The organism is Hymenobacter lucidus, from assembly GCF_020447265.1.
Taxonomy (GTDB): domain Bacteria; phylum Bacteroidota; class Bacteroidia; order Cytophagales; family Hymenobacteraceae; genus Hymenobacter; species Hymenobacter lucidus.
The window spans coordinates 23,930-44,420 of sequence record NZ_JAJADR010000012.1 but is presented as its reverse complement, the minus strand read 5'-3'; the positions used below and the strand labels follow the sequence as shown (position 1 = coordinate 44,420).

Sequence of the window (20,491 nt, the reverse complement as noted above, 5' to 3'; positions counted from 1 at the left end):
CCGGCTCTCAGTGAGAGAGTCGGCGTTGTCGTTTGATAATCAGGCGAGTATTACGCGTTGGTCGTCTGGGCTTCGGGCGAGGCCTCCGGCGAAACGGTGGGTGCGGGTGCGTAGGCCGTGCGGTCGGCGTAGAACTTGCGTTGCTGGATGTCGTAGGTGTTGCCTTTGGCCAGTACGTGCAGCACCATGTTTTCCATGGAGAGAGCCGTGCCTTTCTTGGCGGCCGCCGCGTTGTTGTGCTGCAGCGAGTGGCCGTCCATGATGATGACCAGGTTGGAGCCGATGGTTTCGATGACATTGCCTTCGGTAATCAGCACCCCGGTATCTTCGCCCAGCCCGATGCCGATGAGCTTGGGGTGCAGGCCCACGGCTTCCATCAGGCGGCCAAACCGGCCCCGCTTCACGAAGTGGGAGTCGATGACGACGCTGGACACCAGGCTCAGGCCGGTACCGATTTTTACCGCGCCCTTCATCAGTGCATCCGGCACGCTGCCGCCCATAATCATGGTGTGCGACATGGCCATGGCTCCGGCGCTGGTGCCGGCAATGACGAAGTTGGGCTCGGTGAAGTAGCGGTTGGTTAGGCGGCGGAGAAACTCACTGTCGCCGAACATCATTTTCAGGCGCGACTGGTTGCCGCCGCTCATCATCACGATATCGGCTTCGAGCACGCGGGCCAGGTACTCGGGCTGCTGCGCATCTTCGGGCGTGCGAATATCGAGAATACCCACGTTCAGGCAATTCAGCATCGCAAACGACGACACGTAGATCTTGGCCACTTCCTCCGGAATCATAGACGCGGTGGTGATGACCTCGATACGCGGATTGATTTTGCCCGACTCCGTGACGACGCGCTTCAGAATGCCCAACTCAAAAAAGTTGAGGTAATATTTCTTCTTGGTACGCGGGTTGGGGTAGGTACCCTTGTCTTCATTGCCCCCGATGGCAATTAACTTCCCGAGAGGTTTTGGTGCTTTCAACGCGACAACTCAACTTTAATGACAACAAAAGGAAAATAACTCTGCACCGGCAAGCAAGGTTCACGCCATACCCGCCGAAGCTGAGCAGTAAGTTAAACGATTTGGCCCACCATTGTATCAAAAGTGCTGGTAGCAACCGAGTGATAATTGGGCCGGGCCCGCGCGTATATTCTGCGGGCCTGCTCGGGGCCGCCGGGCGTAGCCAGTAGAGCCTTGTAAATCGGAACCAGAAATTTGCGCCGCCCCACTTTGGTCAGGAACTGCTCCACGGGCGCGTTGGCGGGCTGGTAGCCAGCCGCCAGGGCCAACGGAAACCACGCCGATAGAATTTCTGCGTTGCCTGAATTGGTAAAGCCAAAGGCCACGTCCAACTCAGTCAGCTGGGCCTGGGTTAAGTTTTTTGGTAAGCCATGCAGAAAGTGTACCCACTCGTGGCTGCTCCATTCGACCGTGGGCAGGGTTGCGGCCGGCGTGCCCTGCTGCCAGCTTTGCAGCGCGGCCTCCACGGCGGCGAAGCGCTCCGACGACACCGGCGGCGCTACCGCCGGAATGCCGGGACCATTTATCCAGGCATTGAGCTGCAACTGCTGTTCCAGCCCCGGCTCTTTATCGAGCAACTCGCGGCGCAGGTAGGCCACGAACGAAACCGTGTCCATCGACTGGAAGCTGAAGCGGGCGAAGTACTCCTTAATAAATGTGTCCAGCTTTTCGCGGCCCACCAGGTGTTCCAGCGTGAGCAGGAGGTAGTCGCCTTTTTCGTAGGCAATTTCATTGAGGCCTTCGTCCGGGTCGCGGCCGGCCAGGTCGAGGTGCAGGTGGGTATCCTTGCTGTCGGCCCCGAGTTCGGCTACGGTATGGTGCAGGCCGGTGTGGCCCAGCACCTGCAGCATATCGGCGTAAGGGCGGCCGTAGAGACGCTCCATAATGCGGCGCTCGAAGTAGACGGTGAAGCCTTCGTTGAGCCAGAAGTCATTCCAGGTGGCGTTGGTCACCAAGTTGCCCGACCACGAATGGGCCAGCTCGTGGGCCACCAGGCTGGTCAGGCTTCGGTCGCCGGCCAGGATAGTGGGTGTTACAAATGTTAAACGAGGGTTTTCCATTCCTCCAAAAGGGAAAGAGGGCGGCAGCACCAGCAAATCGTACCGGTCCCAGCGGTAGGGGCCGTACAGCTCCTCAGCGGCACCCACCATTTTCTCCAGATCCACAAACTCGTGGGTGGCGCTGGGCAGCGTGGCGGGCTCGGCGTAAATACCGGTACGGGTGCTCAGGGGCATAAACTCCACGTTGCCCACAGCCAGCGCCATCAGGTACGACGGAATCGGCTGCTCCATCCGAAACGAGTACTCACCAACCGAACTGAGCTGCTGCGGATTCTCGGCACTCATCAAAGCCAGCAGATGGGCCGGCACCCGCACGCGGGCCTCGTAGGTGAAGCGCACCCCGGGCGAGTCCTGACACGGAATCCAGGTGCGGGCCAGAATGGCCTGCGACTGGGTAAACATAAATGGCTGCTCCCGGCCGGCCGTCTGCTCGGGACTCAGCCACTGCAGGGCCGAGGCCTCGGGCGCAGTCTGGTACCGAATGGTCACCACCCGGGTATCGGGATGGATGTCGATGCGCAGGGGCTGGCCCAGCACCGGGTCGTCGGGGCCCAGCTCGAAAGTAGTAAGTTCGCCGGCGGGGCCGCCCAGCAATACCGCTTCCACAGTAAGTGTGCGGGCATCGAGCCACAGCTCCGTGGCACCGGTGTGGTTGGTAAGCTGCCAAGTCGCCTCACCCCGCAGGGTCCGACTGGCAAAATCAACCTGCAGGTCGAGGGCAAGGTGGCGCACCTGCACTTCGGCAGGACGGGCGTGGCTGTGGGGGTCGGGAATAAACATCGGTAGGAAAGCTAAAGAAGCGGAACACTGAATTCGCTGTACGGGAAACGGGGCCGGGCGGCAAATATAGGCCAAACCAAGTGCTGGGTTTGCTCTCGTAATCCGCACCGAATAGCGGCAAAACTAGTATCTTGCCGCGTGGCATAGTTCTGCTTCGCCGGCAACCTCCGCAACCGGAAAGCAGTAGAACGCGCAGAGTGCTGCGCCGGCACGTTGGTCGATTCTTACCCGACCAGAACCGGCAGCAACCATTACTGCCTTTCTCACCACGACCTACGTACATGAATCAACCGAATCGTCCTGCTTTCTTAACCGTCCTGTTGTTCTGGCTTATCAGCCTGACGATGATGGGCTCGGCGTGCAGCCAGGATCAGAAAGAAAAAATACAGGATGCGCTGCCTGGTGGCCTCACTAAGGCCGGCGGCGCGCAGCCCAAGCTCGACAGTACCTACATCATCAGCTACATGAAGGCTGTGCCGGCCTTTAAAGACCAGCTGGAGTGGGGCAAGAAATTCTACCGGGAGCGGGACTTCCGCCTGGGCTGGTTTCGCAACCACGAGTTGGTACCCCAGGCCAAAACCTTGCTGAGCGTCATCAACAAAGCCGCCGACGAAGGCCTGGACCCGCGCGACTATAAAGTCAAGGATTTTGATAAACTCTTCACCGAACTTGAGAAGGCTCAGTCGGACTCGACCAAGCGCAATGCGCTGGAAAAGGAAATAGACGTTTCATTATCAGGTACTTACTTTAACTGGGCTTCCGATTTTTATCGGGGCACGGTAAATCCGCGTGAAGTCAAAAACATCGATTGGAACGTTAAGCGCAATAAAATTAAGCTGCATAAGGCTCTCATGACCATTCTCAAGGAGCGGGAAAGCACGTATCCTTACTATGAGTTTGAGCCTCTACACCCGGAGTATGACCGGTTGAAAAAAGCTCTGGCCGAGTACCGGGCCCTGCAGCGCAACGGGGGCTGGCCCACGCTGCCGGCTACCACTAAGCTCAAGCCCGGTGACGCTACCCCGGCCGTAGCTCTGCTGCGCAAGCGCCTGCTCGGTGCTGATGCTGCCGCTCCGGCCGTGCCGGAGCCGGCAACCGCCAGCACTACGCCCGTCCAGGCCACTACCAATACTACTACCGCCGCCGCGCCGGTAGAGAAATATGATGCCCCGTTGGTAGAAGCCGTTAAGCAGTTCCAGGACCTGAACGGCCTCAAAGCCGATGGCATCGTGAGCGGTGAAACCCTCAAGGCATTGAATGTTCCACTCTCCGCCCGCATCGACCAGATCATTCTCAACATGGAGCGCTGGCGCTGGGTGCCGAAGAAATTTGAACCCAGCTACCTGCTGGTTAATATCCCGGACTACAAGCTGCACGTCATCGAAAACAACAAGGAAGTTTTCGATATGCGCGTTATCGTAGGCAAGGCAATGAACGCCACGCCGGTCTTTAGCGACAAGATGGAATACGTGGTTTTGTCACCTTACTGGAACGTACCGTGGAGCATCATTGAGAAGGAACTGAAGCCAAAGCTGATGAATAACCCGTCGTACCTCGACCACCTGGATATGGAGGTGGTGAAGGGCTATGGCAAGAAAGCAGTAGTCGTTGACCCGGGCTCCATCGACTGGTCGAGCATCTCGCAGGAGACCTTCAAGTACACCGTGCGCCGGCGGCCGGGGCCGAAGAACGACCTGGGGGAGGTGAAGTTTATCTTTCCCAACTCGAACGATGTGTACCTGCACGACACTCCCCACGACGAGCTGTTCAGCCAGGCTAAGCGTGGCTTCAGTCACGGGTGCGTACGGGTGGCCGAGCCGTTGAAGCTGGCTGAGTATCTGCTGCGCAACAAGCCCGGTTGGGATATGCAAACCATCCAGGATACTATTGCCAACCGTAAGGAGAAGTATGTGGCGCTGAAGGAAACTCTGCCCGTGTACCTAGTCTACTTCACGGCCTGGGTTGATGATGCCGGCAAGCTTCATTTCCGGGATGACATCTACAACCATGATAAGGCCCTAGCCCGGGAATACTTCAACTAGGCTCTGGTACCTCTGAAGCTGGTAGCAGAGCAGCTCCAACACAAAGGCTACTGACCATCCCGGTCAGTAGCCTTTTTTTATAGCCTGCCGCTAGTGGGCACCACGTGGACTGAGTGGGGCCGAAGAATGAATCGGTGCTGGCCTGTTACAGGCTGGGCAGCATTCCTTCCCTAGAGAATGAAGCGGATAGAAGAGTAGATTACAATTGTTTTACTAATGTAAACTGACTCGAGTTGGATGAATACATTTGTACCCCGGCATAAATCAGGCTTAACTTATTGTTACAATTGTAATGATAGTAAGTTGAAGTGGATTTCCTCGTGTCAAGGTGTACATTTGTAAATCCAGTCCAATATTAGCTATGGTTGAGCGTATCAGAATTCTGTTGCAGAGCCGGCAATTGACGCCCACTCAGTTTGCTGATGCTATTGGAGTAGCGCGGCCGATAGTAAGCCATATTCTGAGTGGGCGCAATAAGCCAAGCCTGGAGGTAGTGCAGAAAATCATCGGCGCTTTCCCGGATCTGTCGTTACCATGGTTGCTAAGTGGTATCGAGCCCATGCTGGCCGCTGCCGTAGCTGCTACCGGCGCTTTGCCAACTACAGCACCCACCCAGCCAACTACAGGTCCCGAGGCAGTAGAGGCACCGATAAAACGAATTCGTACGGTGCCTGCGAAAGCCCCGGCTATTGCTCCCGCTACCGAGAGTGAGCCTGTGCCAGCGGTAGAGCCGTTGCCCCTAACTGAGGCCTCCGTCAGCACTACTGCCGCGGAACAGGCCACAACAGTCATTCCGCCTATATCAAGCCCGCCGACTGCCAAAGAAAGGCCGGCACTTGGGCAGGATGCTGCCGCCATGCCCAGTTCTCTGCCTCTAGCAGCCCTGGCGGCGCCAGGCAAGAAGATCAGGCGCATCGTCATCTTTTACCAGGATGGTACCTTTAGCGACTATCAACCGGAATAACTCTAGGAGGAGGTAGCCAAGCATTCTATAGCTACTGCCGGTGTGCCATAAAATCGTAAGTGCAATTTGGCAGACTGTCATCACAAGCTTTTTACTCACGCGGTGCCTGTTAGAACAGCAAGGTCTTTTATAACTGTTTTGCTGAGCTTCAGGTGATTGAATAGTTATACTAATTTGCAGCTTGATTCAATGCTAACATATTTGTTATTGACATTAATAACATACTTATTTTCAATAACTTGCTATTTGTTAGATAAAGCAGTGATTTTCTATTTGAGCACACATAGTGTTTGAGGTTTTATCTCAAATTAGTGGAATTGTAATGGTCGCCGTTGCAACTGCTTTACTACCTGATTCAGGCCCTGAAATTTGCTAAGCGGCTTGTCACTGTCTGAGGATGGAATAAGCCAATAGTGTTTCTCGCTGTACCGGCTAACAAATTTAGCTTGAGCAGAATCGAGCCTGCTGCCGCTGTACAGACGGTAGATCATTCAATAACGGGCGCTTAGTGAGCCTTATTCGGACGAAGAGTTTAATTTGCCAATATCTACACTTGTTTTCAAATGTAATTTTTGGAGTATGCGCTAAGTCTATAGATACTATTAGATTATGCTTATTACATTTGTGCTGTAGGAGTGTGAATCCCTTACCCGCAAAATGACCGGAAGAGATGCAGCAGAATGCTTGGCTGTTTTGGAGGCGGTGCTTACCTTTGGGCTATGAAAAAGTCCCGTCTGCTCTTCCTGTTCGCCGTCTGTGCCTCGTCGTTCCTCTCGTCCTGTGAGCAAGCTCCAGACCCGGAGAAAGACCCTAACGCTGATGCTGCCTACAAGCGTGGCCACCGTACCGAACTCTATCGTGAGGCCCAGCGTAGCAACGCACAATAGCTCCCAACCCTGGAAGCGGTAGCCAGCTACACTGAAGATTGCCCGATGTTATAAAAAAAGCCCCGCCTGACGTGAGTCGGCGGGGCTTTGGCATTTAGGGTAATTCGTAGCAGAAATCAGGTAACGAATTACCAAGAAATCAACGAGCCGCTACCAGCTCCGCTGGGAATGTTATTTCCAGCGGTAGCTGAATAGTGCTTAGCAGTTGAGCTTCCAGAAGCTGAGCCCAGATTTGCAGGTAGAGTACCACGTCGTCGCGCTGGTTGTGGCGCATGGCGTTGCGGCGCTCAAACGGTATGGCTGCCCGGATAGCCGGGTCGGAAAGGCGTTCCAGGTGGGACAAATCGGCGCGGGTAAAGCCTAAGGCCAGCATTTCATCTATCGTCTCATCAATGGGCAGGCCGCTGGTGGGGCAATAGTCGAGTAGCTGCCGCTCCCAGTCGCCGTAGCGCTGCATGGCGCGGCTGTGGATTTCGGCTTTGGTTAGGTGGGTGACGGTCTGGGCCAGGTGGCCGCAGTTGCAGCTACCCATATGGCCCCACTGGTACGGAGCCTGGGTAGCCAAGCGCTGGGCAGTGTCGCGCAGAGCCTGGATGACGGGAAAAGTGCTGTGGGCCATGGCAGAAGAAATTGCGGACTGAGTACGTAAGAATAACAGCTTGAATCTCAATAAGCCGTAACCAGTATTTTTTGTTTCAAAGACTGCGGATACCCTGAACGCTACTCTCGTACCGGTGCTGCCGGTAGGACATCTTGGGTGTTATTCTCACTGTATAAGGCCATAAAAAAACAGCTGCCCGAACCCTGAGTCCGGACAGCTGCTTTGAAGTATTGTGGCTATTGCGGCCGGTAGCTGTTACCGGCCGCTGCCGTTGCCACGGAAACGCCGCCGCTGGCCGCCGCCATTGACGCTGCCAGCGGGCCGCTCACCCGCTGGGCGGTTGGCATTAGCCGAAGTGGAGCGTACGCCGCCCGAAGCGGCTGGCCGGGCCTCGCCGCGTCCCGAAGAGCTGCCGGCTGCCCGCCCGGCACCCTGGCCGGAGCCCGCTGCCCGTGGCGGACGAGCCTCGCCGCCGCGTCCGCCGCCACCTTGGCGGGGAGCCCGGCCAGCGGGGCCTTTGGGGCGCTGAATGGCCGGACCGCCGCTGAGGGGCACGGGTACTACGAACACGCTGAAGTACGGATGGTCGGAAACCACCGGAATCTGGCGGCGAATCAGCTTCTGAATATCTTGCAGATAGGCGCGCTCTTCCTCGTCGCAGAAGGTGAGGGCCTTACCGTCGGCGCCGGCGCGGCCGGTGCGGCCGATGCGGTGCACGTAGGTTTCGGGCTCGTTGGGCACCTCGTAGTTGATTACGTGGGTCAGCTCGTCCACATCAATGCCGCGGGCGGCAATATCGGTGGCGACCAGCACGCGGGTGCTGCCGGCCTTGAAGTTGGACAAAGCCCGCTGGCGGTGGTTCTGCGACTTGTTGCCATGAATGGCTTCGGCCGGAATGTTGGCCTTAGCCAGGGTTTTTACCACTTTATCGGCCCCGTGCTTGGTGCGGGTAAACACGAGCACGCGCTTGATGGCCTTATCCTGCAGAATGTGCTCCAGCAGCTCGGGCTTGTCATTTTTGGGCACCATATACACCGATTGGGTAATGGTGTCGGCGGTGCTGGAAACGGGCGTAACGGCCACCTTCACCGGGTTCGGCTTCAGGATGGAGCCGGCCAGCTCCTGAATGGCGCCGGGCATAGTAGCCGAGAAAAACAGCGTCTGGCGCGAAGCCGGCAGCTTGGGCAGAATCCGCTTGATGTCGTTGATGAAGCCCATGTCGAGCATCCGGTCGGCTTCATCGAGGACAAATACTTCGATGTGGCGCAGGTCCACGAAGCCCTGGTTCATCAAATCGAGCAGGCGGCCGGGCGTGGCAATGAGCACCTCCACGCCCCGGCGCAGGGCATTGGTTTGGGGCGTCTGGCCCACGCCACCGAAGATAACGGTGTGGCGCAGGGGCAGGTGCCGGCCGTAGGCGGCGAAGCTTTCCCCGATCTGGATGGCCAGCTCGCGGGTGGGCGTAAGCACCATGCAGCGGATGCGGGAGTGCGAATGGTTTTCCAGCTTGGCCGTCTGGCTCAGAATCTGGAGAATGGGAACGGTGAAAGCGGCGGTTTTGCCGGTGCCGGTTTGGGCAACCCCCAACAGGTCGCGGCCATCGAGCACGTGCGGAATGGCTTGCTGCTGGATGGGAGTGGGGGTAGTGTAGCCTTCCTCGTGCAGGGCACGCAGGATTGGCGGAACAAGATTGAGTTCGTCGAACGTCATCAGAAAGGAAATGGAAAAGAAGAAAGGCCGCGGCACAACTTGAAACGGCCGGTGCAGCCTTTTTCTAAAAAAGCAGGCTGCGGGAAAAGCGTATTAATTTGACAAAAAATAGAAACCTTGATTTCGATACAGCCGAAAACAGCCAAAACCGTAGAATCCAGGCCGCCGGGCAGCAGGTATACGCACCGGTTGGCTACACCGCCACTAACCCCGACTACCCTATGAACATCACCGACCGCAAAATTCTTTACGATGGTCACTACAAACTTACGCAACTGCTGGTGCAGCACGGCGGCAAGCAGCTCAAGCGGGAGCGGTTTGAGCCCGGCTCGGCCGTAGCCGCGCTGGTATTCGATACTCAAAAGCAGCGCTACGTGTTTGTGCGGCAGTTTCGCATTGGCTCCGAAACCGAGCTGCTGGAAATTCCGGCCGGTATGCTCGACAAAGAAGGCGAAAGTCCGGAAGATGCTATGCGCCGCGAGATTCACGAGGAACTGGGCTACGATGTCGACCGGCTCACGCCCATCACCAACTTCTATTCCTCGCCCGGCGGCAGTGCCGAGCAGCTCTGGCTCTACTACGCCGAGGTAAGCCACCAAAGCGGGGCCGGGGGCGGGGCCATCGACGAGGACGAGAACATCGAGCTGGTGTTTCTGAGCCGGCAGGATATGGTGGAGGAACCCTGGCAGGATGCCAAAACAATTATAGCTGTGCAGTGGGCTCAGCTACAATAGAAAGTGCGCAAGCAAACCGGTTTTACCATTTGTAGAAACCGGATAACAGAAAGCCGGCTGAGGTGTAAAACCTCAGCCGGCTTTCTGTTTGGGCATTTTTAGAGCTTACTGGACGTTGATAACGTACTCGAAGTCCTGCTTCAGCTTGGCATCGGTGATGATCAGCGTCAGGGGCTGCGGAGCGTCCATTTTCACAAATGGTATAACCCGCTCACTCTTGTACTGGTCCTGATTCCAGAAGCGGCCGGTGCCGGCCGTCAAGGTTTGGGTGAATACTTCCTTGCCGTCCTTGGTCTTGGCCGAGAGCGACAGGGCCGAGGGGTCGGCATTCTGGGCGCCGCGGCGGTACATGGTTACCTGCAATTCGCCACCGGGCGGCAGGCTGTTGAAGCGGCGCTGGTAGGTGCTGTCGGCCCAGCGGTTCATTTCGCGCATGGCGCCCAAGGCAGTAACCAACTCGGCGTAGGGGCGGTAGGCCACCCGCGTCATCGAGGCATCTTTCTGGGAATCCTCGTCGGTGTTTTTGGTCACGTTCAGCACCAGGGCGCATTCTTCGTCCTTCTTGGGACGCATGTAGCGTTTGCGCTCGGGCGTCACCATCTGGGCCGAAGCGGCCAGCGAAGAGAAGAGGGATATAAGGAGGAAAAGCTTTTTCATCAAGCAACTAAAGGGAAAATCGGGAAGCGGGCAGGCTCCTACTGGGCAAAGGTACGCAAGAGTCAGACAGCAGCCGCGCCGCCTTCGTTCAAACCCCGTACCGGAACGGCGCACACCCGCATTATGGGGCCCAACCAAAGCATGACGCAGGCTTAACGCCCGGATAATGCAGGCGTCATAGTAGCGCCGGACCTTTGGGCCGGGTCAACGCTTGACAATTATGCACGCTCCCCTTACTGTTCCGGCTGGGCACCTTTTGGTGCGGTGGCTGGCCTACGCGCTGTTTCAGCTGGCCCTGGTGCTGGCGTTCCTGCTGCACTCGGCGGCCGGACTCTCGTCGGCTTTCCGCCGCAAAAAGCCGGAGTTGGAGTCGGTCCGGGCCACGCCGCGGCTAGTGGTGCCCCGCCATGCGTGAGCTGCCACGCCCGCGCCGGCGCAAGGTCGAAGTGGCGGTAATTTCCGATGTGCACCTGGGCACCTACGGCTGCCACGCTGCCGAGCTGCTGCGCTACCTGAAAAGCATCCGGCCCAAGGTGCTGGTGCTCAACGGCGACGTTGTCGACATCTGGCAATTCAGCAAAAACTACTGGCCCGCCGCCCACATGCGCGTGGTGCGCCACCTGGCCGGGCTGGCCGCCAAAGGCACCCGTATTCATTACCTGACCGGCAACCACGACGAGCTGCTGCGCAAGTTTGCCGGCACCCGCCTGGGCAATCTGCGCATCGACAACAAGCTGGTGCTGGAGCTGTCCGAGGGCAAAGCCTGGTTTTTTCACGGCGACGTATTCGACGTGACCATGCAACACTCCCGCTGGCTGGCCCGGCTCGGGGCCCACGGCTACGACTTGCTGATTGTGCTGAACCGGGTGGTGAATTTCGGGCTGCACAAGCTCGGCCGGCCCCGCGTGGCCCTGTCGAAAGCCGTGAAGGACCGGGTGAAAGGGGCCGTGAACCTGGTTAGCAACTTCGAGCAAACCGCCGCTGGCCTGGCCGTGGAGGCGGGCTACCGCTATGTGGTGTGCGGGCACATTCATCAGCCCGAAATAAAAACTCTGCGCACGGCCCGTGGCGAAGTAACCTACCTGAATTCCGGCGACTGGGTCGAAAACCTGACGGCGCTGGAGTATTCGGCCGCCACCGGCTGGCAGCTCTACCGCTACGCCCAAGATGCCGCCATGGAGCAGCCCGCCGCCGCCGATGCTGCCGACCAGGCCGCCGACGCACCCGTGGCCACGCTGCTCAACGACCTGCTGGCCGAGTTTCAGCTACGGCAGTAGGGCAGAGCGGGACCAGAGCCACCGGGCAAGCGGGCGGCTCTGGCACCTCTCTGCAATATTTTTTAACCCTCAGCAACCTAAATGCCCCGCATTCTTTACGCCATTCAGGGTACCGGCAACGGTCACCTGAGCCGCGCCCTCGATATCGTGCCGCTGTTGCAGCAGCGGGCCAGCCGCCTGGATGTGCTGCTCAGCGGCCCGCCCGCCGACCTTTCGCTGCCGTTTGCGGTGCGCTACCGTTGCCAGGGTATGGGCTTTATCTTCGGCAAAAAAGGTGGGGTCAACTTCGTGAAAACCTTCTGGCAGCTCAACTCGGCCGCCTTTCTGCGCGAAATACGGCAGCTGCCGGTAGAGGGCTACGATTTAGTAATCAGTGACTTTGAGCCGGTGTCGGCCTGGGCCTGCCAGCTGCGCAAGGTGCCCTGCGTGGCCCTGAGCCACCAGAGCGCGGTGCTAAGCGACTACGCGCCCCGCCCCACCCGGGAAGACCTGATTGGGCGGGCCGTGCTACGGCACTACGCGCCCAGCACGGCACACTACGGCTTTCATTTCGACCGGTACGAGCCCAGTATTCACACGCCCGTTATTCGGCGGCAGGTGCGGGATTTGGCCGCCCGCAACGATGGCCACTACACCGTGTATCTGCCCGCTTTCGACGAAGCCACGCTGGTAAAGCGCCTACGCTACTTGAGCGCCGCTACCCGCTGGGAGGTGTTTTCCAAGCACAGTACCCAGGAGTCGGAGCACGGCAACGTGCGGGTGCGGCCCGTGAGCGGGGCTGCCTTTACCGACAGCCTGGCCCGTAGCGCGGGCGTGCTGTGCGGGGCCGGCTTCGAAACCCCGGCCGAGGCGCTGTATCTGGGCAAAAAGCTGCTGGTAATACCCATGAAAAACCAGTACGAGCAGGCCTGCAACGCGGCGGCACTGGCGCGACTGGGTGTGCCGGTGGTAAAAAGCCTGAAAGACAAGCACCTGGCCGGGCTTGATCAGTGGCTGTGGCAGGGCCGGACGGTGCCTGTACACTACCCCGACGAAACCGCCGCCGTCGTCGACAAGATGCTGCTCGACCACCTGCCCGTGCCGGCGCGTTAGTGTCGGCCGTTGCCGCTTCCAATCCGTTATTGCCTTATGCCCGATATACCTGCGGCCTTGCCCGCTGCCTTTTTCCCTGCTACCACGCCCGCCGTCTTTTCCCGCGCCGATTTTGGCCCTGATTTCCGCTGGGGCGTGTCGGCGGCGGCCTACCAGACCGAAGGGGCCTGGAACGTGGATGGCAAAGGGCCCAGCATCTGGGACGAGTTTGTGCACCGATCCGGCAAGATTCGCCGCCGCGAAACGGCCGATATTGCCTGCGACTTTTACCATCGCTGGCCCCAGGATCTGGACTTGCTGCAACAGCTGGGCGTGCCGGATTTCCGCTTTTCCGTGGCCTGGTCGCGGGTGCAGCCCTTGGGTATCGGCCCGGTAAACGCCGCCGGCCTCGACTTCTACGACCGGCTCGTGGATGGCTGCCTAGCCCGGGGCATCACGCCCTGGCTCACGCTCTACCACTGGGATTTGCCGGCCGCCCTGCAGCGCCGCGGTGGTTGGGCCAACCGCGACGTGGTGGGCTGGTTCGGCGACTATGCCCAGCGGGTGGCAGCCCGCCTCGGCGACCGGGTGGCCCACTGGATGGTGCTCAACGAGCCGATGGTGTTTGTGGGGGCCGGGCAGCTGCTGGGCTTGCATGCCCCGGGACAGCGGCAGCTGGGCGGCTTTCTGGCTGCTATTCACCACGCGGCGCTGGCCCAGGCCGAGGGTGGGAGGGCCTTGCGGGCGGTTCTGCCCGCCGCCGCTCAGATCGGCACTACCTTTTCGTGTTCCTACCTCACGCCGTGGCGGCCCGCCGCACCGCGCGACGTGCGGGCCACGCGCCGGGCCAACGCGCTGCTCAACCGGCTATTTGTGGAGCCCGCGCTGGGTCTGGGCTACCCCACCGCCGATTTGCCCGTACTCAATTGGCTGGACCGCTACATCCAGCCCGGCGACGAGAACAGACTGCCGTTTGCTTTCGACTTTCTGGGCGTGCAGAACTACACCCGCGAAGTAGTGCGCTACTCGCCCTTCGTACCGCTGGCCTGGGCCACGCTGGTGGGAGCCCGGCAACGCGGTATGCCCTATACCCAAATGGGGTGGGAGGTGTACCCCGAGAGCTTGTACCACATGCTGAAGCAATTTGCGGCCTACCCCAATGTGCCCCGCCTGCTGGTAACTGAAAACGGCGCCGCCTTCCCGGATGCGACGCCGACGCAGGGCCGAATTGCTGACCCCCAACGGCAGGCTTTTCTGCGGGCTTGCATTGGGCAGGTACTGCGGGCCAAGCGGGAGGGAATAGCCGTAGATGGCTATTTTGCGTGGTCTTTTACCGATAACTTCGAGTGGGCGGAAGGCTATGAGCCCCGCTTCGGTCTGGTCGGTATCGACTTCCAAACGCAGACGCGGACGGTGAAGGACTCGGGTTGGTGGTACCGGGATTTTCTGACTGGTGGGGTAGGCACAGGGGTGCGGCAAGAATCTTTGGCAAGCCAGGAAAAGATAGAGCACCAATCATAGCAATGGCTATTGCCCCGGCCTCAGCAGCTGCGCCAAGCTCGTCGGGTGAGAAATGCCGGCCTAGCTCTGGGCCTGTACCTAGTCTACTACCAGACTCGTGATTCGCTGGGCAAAGCTCAGTTGTGCCATAATCAAAGCCCCGTTCTGGTGGCTACCAGGCCTGCTTCTGAGCTTTATCGTTAGTAAGCGCGGGAAATGAGTAAGCGGGTTGTAGAAAGCTGTAAAACCGAAAAGGCCCCTAAATCGTGCGATTTAGGGGCCTTTTGCGGTCCGGACGGGACTCGAACCCGCGACCTCCGCCGTGACAGGGCGGCATTCTAACCAACTGAACTACCGAACCATTTCTTCCGGAAAGCCAGCTGCTTTCCGTTGAAGTGGTGCAAAAGTAGAACGCCTTTTTAGATTACACAACAGCGGCGCTATGTTTTCGAGGAAAAAAATGCGCTATAGTTCGTTTGTCGCTGATTTCAAGCAACATTAATTTTAGCGCTCTTTGGTGAGCGGTTACCCCAAGGCCCAGATGGGTTGGGAAGCGGCAAGGCAGGGCAACGATATTGCTGGTTGAACAGTGTCAGGAGTAGAACCCTTTTCTGGGTACCTGTTTCTTTAAGGTGACTCGGGCGTCCATGGCTTAACTGTCTAACAATTCATTTGCCGGGTGGGCAGGTAAGCCAAGAAAAATAACACGGAACGCTATTATTTATATAAAAATATTTAAAAATAAAATTAAAATAATTTCATTATATTCAAAATCTATTTACCTCCTGACTTCTAACGCTGTCATTTTGAGACGCCTCATCCACAGACTTGGCCGGAATTACTATAAAGTAGGGTGGTTGCTCATCGTAACCTTATGTCTCCTTATCGGAGCGTTCTTTCTGACGCTTGACCAGCAAGGGGCACAGCCCCTGATGAACTCACACTTTCTAATCGTTCAGTTATGTTACAGGGGACTGTTATTGCCTTATTACTTTGCCTGGGCGACGGAATATATCTACTGTATATGAGGAAAAAGCATCACCTCCGAATACAGTCCCAGCGGCTGGCTAGGCGGGTGAAGGGGAAGATAGAGGCCATACTAAAGCCAGACAATAAGGCTTTGACTGAATGACGCCATCATTGCCCTAAAAAGTAAGCACTCAGTACTTGCAGTCGATACTTGGCAAGCTACCACTGCTGGAGCTGTGCAACAGGTGTTGGCGTCAGAACGGGCTAAAACCGAAAAGGCCCCTAAATCGTGCGATTTAGGGGCCTTTTGCGGTCCGGACGGGACTCGAACCCGCGACCTCCGCCGTGACAGGGCGGCATTCTAACCAACTGAACTACCGAACCATTTTACGCTAAGCGGGCAGCCATGTGCTTTCCGTTATTGTGATGCAAAAGTAGATGCTCCTTTCAGATTACACAACTGTAGCACCGCTTTTTCCGGAAATAAAATGGGCTGAGGGAGCTTTATGACTGTTTCTCAGCGACATTATTTTTTTGGAAAATCATTCCCGGCGCGTGGCGGCACGTATGGAACCGTTTCGATTACCTTTGCTTTGCTTTGGGCTGCCCCGGTAGCCCGGCCGTATTCCCATTTTTGTCACTCTGACGCATTCACCCCGGCAATGCTCCTCGATTTCGAACAACCGATTGCTGCCCTCGAAGGCAAACTCCGCGAAATGCAACAACTGGCCCTGGACAGCCAGGTAGATGTATCGGAAGCCGTAACCGCCCTGGAGGCCAAAATCAAGGCCCTCAAGAAGGAAACCTACACCAACCTTACCCGCTGGCAGCGCGTGCAGCTCTCGCGCCACCCCGACCGGCCCTATACCTTCGACTATATCGAGGGCATGACTTCCAAGTTTGTGGAGCTGCACGGCGACCGGACCGTGGGCGACGACAAAGCCATGGTGGGCGGCTTTGCCGACCTGGACGGCCGCTCGGTGATGTTTATTGGGCAGCAGAAGGGCCGCAACACCAAGGAGCGGCAGTACCGCAACTTCGGCATGGCTAACCCCGAGGGCTACCGCAAGGCCCTGCGCCTGATGAAGCTGGCCGAGAAGTTCAACAAGCCGGTCGTGACCCTGATTGACACGATGGGCGCCTTTCCGGGCCAGGAAGCTGAGGAGCGGGGGCAGGGCGAAGCCATTGCCCGCAACCTGAAGGAAATGTTTATGCTGAAGGTGCCTGTTATCTGCGTCGTTATCGGCGAAGGTGCCTCGGGCGGGGCGCTGGGCATCGGTATCGGTGACCGGGTACTGATGCTGGAAAATACTTGGTATTCGGTGATTTCGCCCGAGTCGTGCTCCAGCATCCTGTGGCGCTCCTGGGACTATAAGGAGCAGGCTGCCGAAGCCTTGAAGCTGACGGCAACCGACATGTTGAGCGCCAAGCTCGTGGACGGTATCGTGAAGGAGCCCCTGGGCGGCGCCCACACCGCCCCGGCCAAGATGATTGACACGCTGAAGAAAACCCTGATTAAAACCCTGGACGAGCTCGAAGCCCTGCCCGCCGACGAGCGGATCAGTCAGCGCATCGACAAGTTCTCGGCCATGGGCGTAGTGGTGGAATAAATCCTTTGCAGGTTCGATGGAAACGTCATGCCGGGTTCTGCGGAGCCGGGCATGACGTTTTTTTATTCCTTGCTACCTTGCCCACCCAACCCTAAGCGCCCACCCACATTCCCATTCCATGAAAATCCATACCCTTGATACCGGCCTTTTTAAACTCGATGGCGGGGCCATGTTCGGCGTCGTGCCCAAATCGATGTGGCAGAAGCTGAACCCGCCCGATGCCAACAACATGTGCACCTGGGCCATGCGCTGCCTGCTCATCGAGGACGGCAACCGGCTGCTGCTGGTCGATAATGGCATTGGCGACAAGCAGGATGAGAAGTTTCGGGGGCATTTTTACCTGCACGGCGACGATACGCTGGAAAAGTCACTGCGCAAGCTGGGCTTCACTTCGGCCGACATTACCGACGTCTTTCTGACTCACCTGCACTTCGACCACTGCGGCGGCTCGGTAGTGCGCACCGCTGCCGGCCAGTTGGAGCTGGCCTTTCCCAATGCCACCTACTGGAGCAACGAGGCGCACTGGGACTGGGCCGTGACGCCCAACCCCCGCGAAAAAGCCAGCTTTCTGAAGGAAAACATCCTGCCGATTCAGGAAAGCGGCCACCTGAAGTTCGTGGGCACAGCGGCCGGCGTACCGGCTGAGCTGCCCCAGTTTCGCGAAATTATCATGGCCGACGGTCACACCGAGAAGATGATGGTGCCCCTGCTCGACTACAAAGGCCGCACGCTGGCGTTTATGGCCGATTTGCTGCCCTCGGTAGGCCACATTCCGTTGCCCTACGTGATGAGCTACGATATGCGGCCCCTAGTGACGATGACGGAAAAGGAAGCCGTGCTGCGCTGCGCCGCCGATGAAAACTGGGTGCTGGTACTCGAACACGACCCTACGGTGCCCTGCTGCACGGTGCAGCACACCGAAAAGGGCGTGCGGGTGGCCGACACCCTGCGCCTCGAAGATCTATAAAACTAACCCTCAGCTATGCGGAAGCTCGGACTAGCCCTGTCGGGGGGCGCGGCGCGTGGTATTGCCCATTTGGGTGTGTTGGAGGCGCTAAATGAGCTGCAACTGCCCATCGGGCACATTGCGGGCGTCAGCTCGGGCGCTATTGCCGGGGCTTTCTACGCGGCCGGCTTCGCGCCCCGCGAGATTTTCCGGCTCCTGACCGACACCCGTTTCGTGCGGCTGCTGCGGCCGTCGTTCCACCTGGGCCTCGTACGTCTCGACTTAGTAGAGAAGCTCTACGGCCATTACCTGGACCCAGCCCGCACCTTCGCCGACCTGACTACGCCGCTCACCATCGTGGCCACCGACTTAGCCGCCGGCCAGACGGTGTATTTCCAGAGCGGGCCGCTGATTAAGCCCCTGCTGGGCGCGGCGGCGGTACCTATCGTGTGCCGGCCGGTGGAGTGGCAGGGGCAGGTGCTGGTGGATGGGGGCGTGATGAACAACCTGCCCGTGGAGCCGCTGCTGGCCCAGGCCAATCTAGCTGTGGTGGGCGTGCACTGCAACCCGCTGAGTGCGGAGCCGCCGCTGACCACGCTGCGCGAAATAGGGGAGCGGACGGCCTACCTGGCCATTTCGATGAACGTGCAGCCCCGCCTGGCCCAGTGCGAGTTCATCATCGAGCCGCCGGAGCTGAGCAAGTACCGCGTTACGGATTTGCGCCAGGCTCAGGCCATTTTCGACATCGGCTACTACTACACGTTGGCCCAGGCCGAGAAGCTGCGGAACCTTTTGGCTGAACCCAGCGCTTAGGGGCCAACTTGAAATTTCTTTAGTTTTACCGGCTGACTATTACCATTCCGGCAATAGTCGTTTACATTTTCATGGAAAAAGCACGAAAGACCTCTACGTTCTGGTATCAGTTTTCCCGTTTCTGGTTTTGGATAACCGGCTGGCATTTAGGCTCCACAGTGCCGCCCGGCATTCCGAAAAGCATGATGATTGCCGCCCCGCACACCAGCAACTGGGACTTCATGTTTGCCCGGGCGGCCTTCTACCTGATGGACGTGGACGTGCGCTTCACCGTGAAAAAATCGTGGGTGGATATTCCGGTGCTGGGCAAGCTGATGCTGGCCCTGGGCGCGCTGCCCGTAGACCGGCAGAAAAACAACAGCCTCGTTGATGGCATGGTCAACCTATTTAATGAGCGCGACGAGCTGGTAATTCTCATCACGCCCGAAGGTACCCGCGCCTACCAGCCCCGCTGGAAAAAAGGCTTCTACTTTGCCGCCATGGGAGCCAACGTACCGATTCTGCTCGGCTACCTCGACTACAAGAACAAGGAAGCCGGCGTGGGCCCGGCCTTCTGGCCCACCGGCGACTACGAAAAAGACCTGGAGGAAATCAAGGCGTTTTACCGCACCAAAGCCGGCCGCTTCCCCGAAAAAGGGGTTCGATAGGCCGTTAATGAGGGTATTGCTTCCAAAAAGAAAAGGTACGTCCCGAAAAGGCGTACCTTTTCCGCGTTAAGCCCCTGCCCGTCGTCGCTATGGAAAAACTGCAAACCCTCGGCCTGATTCTGTTCGGAATGGCCGTCTTCGTGTGGCGCATGGTGCAGAAAATGCGCGACACCACCCGCCAGGAGCAGCAGGAACGGCCCGCTACCCGCGTGCCGCTGCCCAGCACCTCCTTCGACGAATTGCTCAAGCAGATGCAGCAGCAGAACGCCCGCGGCAACGCGCCGACGTCTCCGGCCACCACGCCCGGCGGCCGGCAGCTGCCCCACGAGGTAGCCCGCCCGGCCCGCACCCAGGAGCAACCCGCCGCCCGCCCCGTGTCGCAGGAGCGGCGCGCCACGAGCGTGTCGTTGGAACGGGCAGCCCCGGTAGCCCGGCGCAACACGGGTATGGATCATAGTGAACCTGCCAGTCAGCCGCGCCAGCCACGGCCGTCAACGCCCGCCGACTCTGCCCGCCGCTCGGCCCTGAATGCCCGGCTCCGCAGCCCGGCTGAGCTGCGGGAGGCGTTTATTCTGAGCGAGATACTGAAGCGAAAGTTTGAGTAGTTACCGAAGAAAGATAGTCCCTGGCGGGTACTTGCTGTAATCGGGTTTCGGGGGCGGAACCAGCCAGATATCTACCCTTGTCTCGGGCTGTTCGGCGGTGGGGCGCACGATGTGAATTTGTCCGATAGCGCCCGGCGCAATCCGCAGGGCGGCTACGGCCGTCTGGTTAAGTGGGTACCCGTTGATGGCAAAGCGCAGCGGACCGCGCAGGCCAAGCTGGCGCCCGAGCTGAGGAAACGACTGGCTGCGGACGCGCTTCGGCGACGTGATGTCGATAACGCCGACCGGGCTGATGTTCTGCAGGTGAGACGGAATTTCCTGGGCACCAGGGGAGGAAGGCCCTTTGTAGACCATCATCTTAGTTATTGCTTGGTTGTCCTCCGCAGTGAAATCGGCCACAATTCCATTGATGATAACAGTGGAATTAAGTACGAATATCGGGTCGGATGTCGGGGCCTGCGGCCGGCTATAGAAAGTAGTTTCCTGCGCTTGGCTGGTAAGGGCAACGCTGCAAAAGCCTAGCACCCATAGCAGGCGGAAGCAGTGCCAGCTCATCGAGAATGGCGGGAAAACGCGGCTGTTGTTAGTAGCATAGAAG

At 58.5% G+C, this 20,491-nt stretch carries 19 protein-coding genes and 2 tRNA genes; 13 read left to right on the top strand and 8 right to left on the bottom strand.

All coding sequences use genetic code 11. From position 1 onward, the window contains the following. Positions 1 to 50: 50 nt before the first annotated feature. Positions 51 to 980, bottom strand: a complete 930-nt coding sequence (locus tag LGH74_RS23025) for a cyanophycinase (RefSeq protein ID WP_226180211.1) — start codon at positions 978 to 980, stop codon at positions 51 to 53. Between the two features lie 92 nt (positions 981 to 1,072). Continuing rightward, a complete protein-coding gene (locus LGH74_RS23020; protein ID WP_226180209.1) occupies positions 1,073 to 2,860 on the bottom strand; it encodes a M1 family metallopeptidase in 1,788 nt (595 codons plus the stop codon). A gap of 320 nt (positions 2,861 to 3,180) precedes the next feature. Here LGH74_RS23020 and LGH74_RS23015 point away from each other — a divergent pair, with 320 nt between their 5' ends. The 3 genes from LGH74_RS23015 to LGH74_RS23005 all read left to right on the top strand — a co-directional run bounded on the left by LGH74_RS23015 (position 3,181) and on the right by LGH74_RS23005 (position 6,753). Then, positions 3,181 to 4,902 (top strand): L,D-transpeptidase family protein, encoded by a 1,722-nt coding sequence (locus LGH74_RS23015; RefSeq protein ID WP_226180207.1) that lies wholly within the window; start codon positions 3,181 to 3,183, stop codon positions 4,900 to 4,902. A gap of 361 nt (positions 4,903 to 5,263) precedes the next feature. Next, entirely contained in the window at positions 5,264 to 5,866 is a 603-nt protein-coding gene (locus LGH74_RS25245; RefSeq protein ID WP_226180205.1) for a helix-turn-helix domain-containing protein, read from the top strand. Positions 5,867 to 6,585: 719 nt separating this feature from the next. Continuing rightward, positions 6,586 to 6,753 (top strand): hypothetical protein, encoded by a 168-nt coding sequence (locus LGH74_RS23005; protein WP_226180203.1) that lies wholly within the window; start codon positions 6,586 to 6,588, stop codon positions 6,751 to 6,753. Positions 6,754 to 6,892: 139 nt separating this feature from the next. Here the strand turns inward: LGH74_RS23005 and LGH74_RS23000 are convergent, their stop codons facing one another. Together LGH74_RS23000 and LGH74_RS22995 are read right to left on the bottom strand one after the other, a co-directional pair. Then, positions 6,893 to 7,372 carry a hypothetical protein gene (locus tag LGH74_RS23000; RefSeq protein WP_226180201.1) on the bottom strand — a complete coding sequence of 160 codons (480 nt, stop codon included), beginning with the start codon at positions 7,370 to 7,372 and terminating at the stop codon, positions 6,893 to 6,895. 237 nt (positions 7,373 to 7,609) lie between these two features. Further along, entirely contained in the window at positions 7,610 to 9,064 is a 1,455-nt protein-coding gene (locus LGH74_RS22995; RefSeq protein WP_226180199.1) for a DEAD/DEAH box helicase, read from the bottom strand. A gap of 98 nt (positions 9,065 to 9,162) precedes the next feature. Between LGH74_RS22995 and LGH74_RS22990 the strand changes: the two genes are divergently transcribed. Further along, a complete protein-coding gene (locus LGH74_RS22990; RefSeq protein ID WP_226180197.1) occupies positions 9,163 to 9,798 on the top strand; it encodes an NUDIX domain-containing protein in 636 nt (211 codons plus the stop codon). A gap of 105 nt (positions 9,799 to 9,903) precedes the next feature. Here LGH74_RS22990 and LGH74_RS22985 read toward each other — a convergent pair whose 3' ends face one another. After that, positions 9,904 to 10,455 (bottom strand): hypothetical protein, encoded by a 552-nt coding sequence (locus LGH74_RS22985; RefSeq protein WP_226180195.1) that lies wholly within the window; start codon positions 10,453 to 10,455, stop codon positions 9,904 to 9,906. Between the two features lie 220 nt (positions 10,456 to 10,675). On the opposite strand from LGH74_RS22985, the gene LGH74_RS22980 reads away from it, so the two are divergent. The 4 genes from LGH74_RS22980 to LGH74_RS22965 all read left to right on the top strand — a co-directional run bounded on the left by LGH74_RS22980 (position 10,676) and on the right by LGH74_RS22965 (position 14,324). Next, positions 10,676 to 10,870 (top strand): hypothetical protein, encoded by a 195-nt coding sequence (locus tag LGH74_RS22980; protein ID WP_226180193.1) that lies wholly within the window; start codon positions 10,676 to 10,678, stop codon positions 10,868 to 10,870. Next, the gene (locus LGH74_RS22975; protein ID WP_226180190.1) at positions 10,863 to 11,732 is read left to right on the top strand and encodes a UDP-2,3-diacylglucosamine diphosphatase; all 870 of its coding nucleotides are present in this window, start codon (positions 10,863 to 10,865) and stop codon (positions 11,730 to 11,732) included. The genes LGH74_RS22980 and LGH74_RS22975 overlap by 8 nt, the downstream gene beginning before the upstream one ends. An 81-nt stretch (positions 11,733 to 11,813) precedes the next feature. Then, entirely contained in the window at positions 11,814 to 12,824 is a 1,011-nt protein-coding gene (locus tag LGH74_RS22970; protein WP_226180188.1) for a glycosyltransferase family protein, read from the top strand. A gap of 36 nt (positions 12,825 to 12,860) precedes the next feature. Next, positions 12,861 to 14,324: a GH1 family beta-glucosidase gene (locus LGH74_RS22965; protein ID WP_226180186.1), complete on the top strand. Its 1,464-nt coding sequence runs from the start codon at positions 12,861 to 12,863 to the stop codon at positions 14,322 to 14,324. A gap of 266 nt (positions 14,325 to 14,590) precedes the next feature. Here LGH74_RS22965 and LGH74_RS22960 read toward each other — a convergent pair. Next, positions 14,591 to 14,664: transfer RNA gene (locus tag LGH74_RS22960), tRNA-Asp, on the bottom strand. A 918-nt stretch (positions 14,665 to 15,582) separates the two neighbouring features. Further along, a tRNA-Asp gene (locus LGH74_RS22955) sits at positions 15,583 to 15,656 on the bottom strand. 278 nt (positions 15,657 to 15,934) lie between these two features. Between LGH74_RS22955 and LGH74_RS22950 the strand changes: the two genes are divergently transcribed. The 5 genes from LGH74_RS22950 to LGH74_RS22930 all read left to right on the top strand — a co-directional run bounded on the left by LGH74_RS22950 (position 15,935) and on the right by LGH74_RS22930 (position 19,893). After that, positions 15,935 to 16,882, top strand: a complete 948-nt coding sequence (locus tag LGH74_RS22950) for an acetyl-CoA carboxylase carboxyltransferase subunit alpha (protein ID WP_226180184.1) — start codon at positions 15,935 to 15,937, stop codon at positions 16,880 to 16,882. A gap of 118 nt (positions 16,883 to 17,000) precedes the next feature. After that, positions 17,001 to 17,849, top strand: a complete 849-nt coding sequence (locus tag LGH74_RS22945) for an MBL fold metallo-hydrolase (RefSeq protein WP_226180182.1) — start codon at positions 17,001 to 17,003, stop codon at positions 17,847 to 17,849. Between the two features lie 15 nt (positions 17,850 to 17,864). Then, complete coding sequence (locus LGH74_RS22940; RefSeq protein WP_226180180.1) at positions 17,865 to 18,641, top strand: patatin-like phospholipase family protein; 777 nt, start codon at positions 17,865 to 17,867, stop codon at positions 18,639 to 18,641. A gap of 71 nt (positions 18,642 to 18,712) precedes the next feature. Continuing rightward, positions 18,713 to 19,288 (top strand): 1-acyl-sn-glycerol-3-phosphate acyltransferase, encoded by a 576-nt coding sequence (locus tag LGH74_RS22935; RefSeq protein ID WP_226180178.1) that lies wholly within the window; start codon positions 18,713 to 18,715, stop codon positions 19,286 to 19,288. Between the two features lie 89 nt (positions 19,289 to 19,377). After that, positions 19,378 to 19,893 (top strand): hypothetical protein, encoded by a 516-nt coding sequence (locus LGH74_RS22930; protein ID WP_226180176.1) that lies wholly within the window; start codon positions 19,378 to 19,380, stop codon positions 19,891 to 19,893. Here LGH74_RS22930 and LGH74_RS22925 read toward each other — a convergent pair whose 3' ends face one another. Continuing rightward, positions 19,894 to 20,448, bottom strand: a complete 555-nt coding sequence (locus LGH74_RS22925; protein WP_226180174.1) for a hypothetical protein — start codon at positions 20,446 to 20,448, stop codon at positions 19,894 to 19,896. Positions 20,449 to 20,491 lie beyond the last annotated feature (43 nt).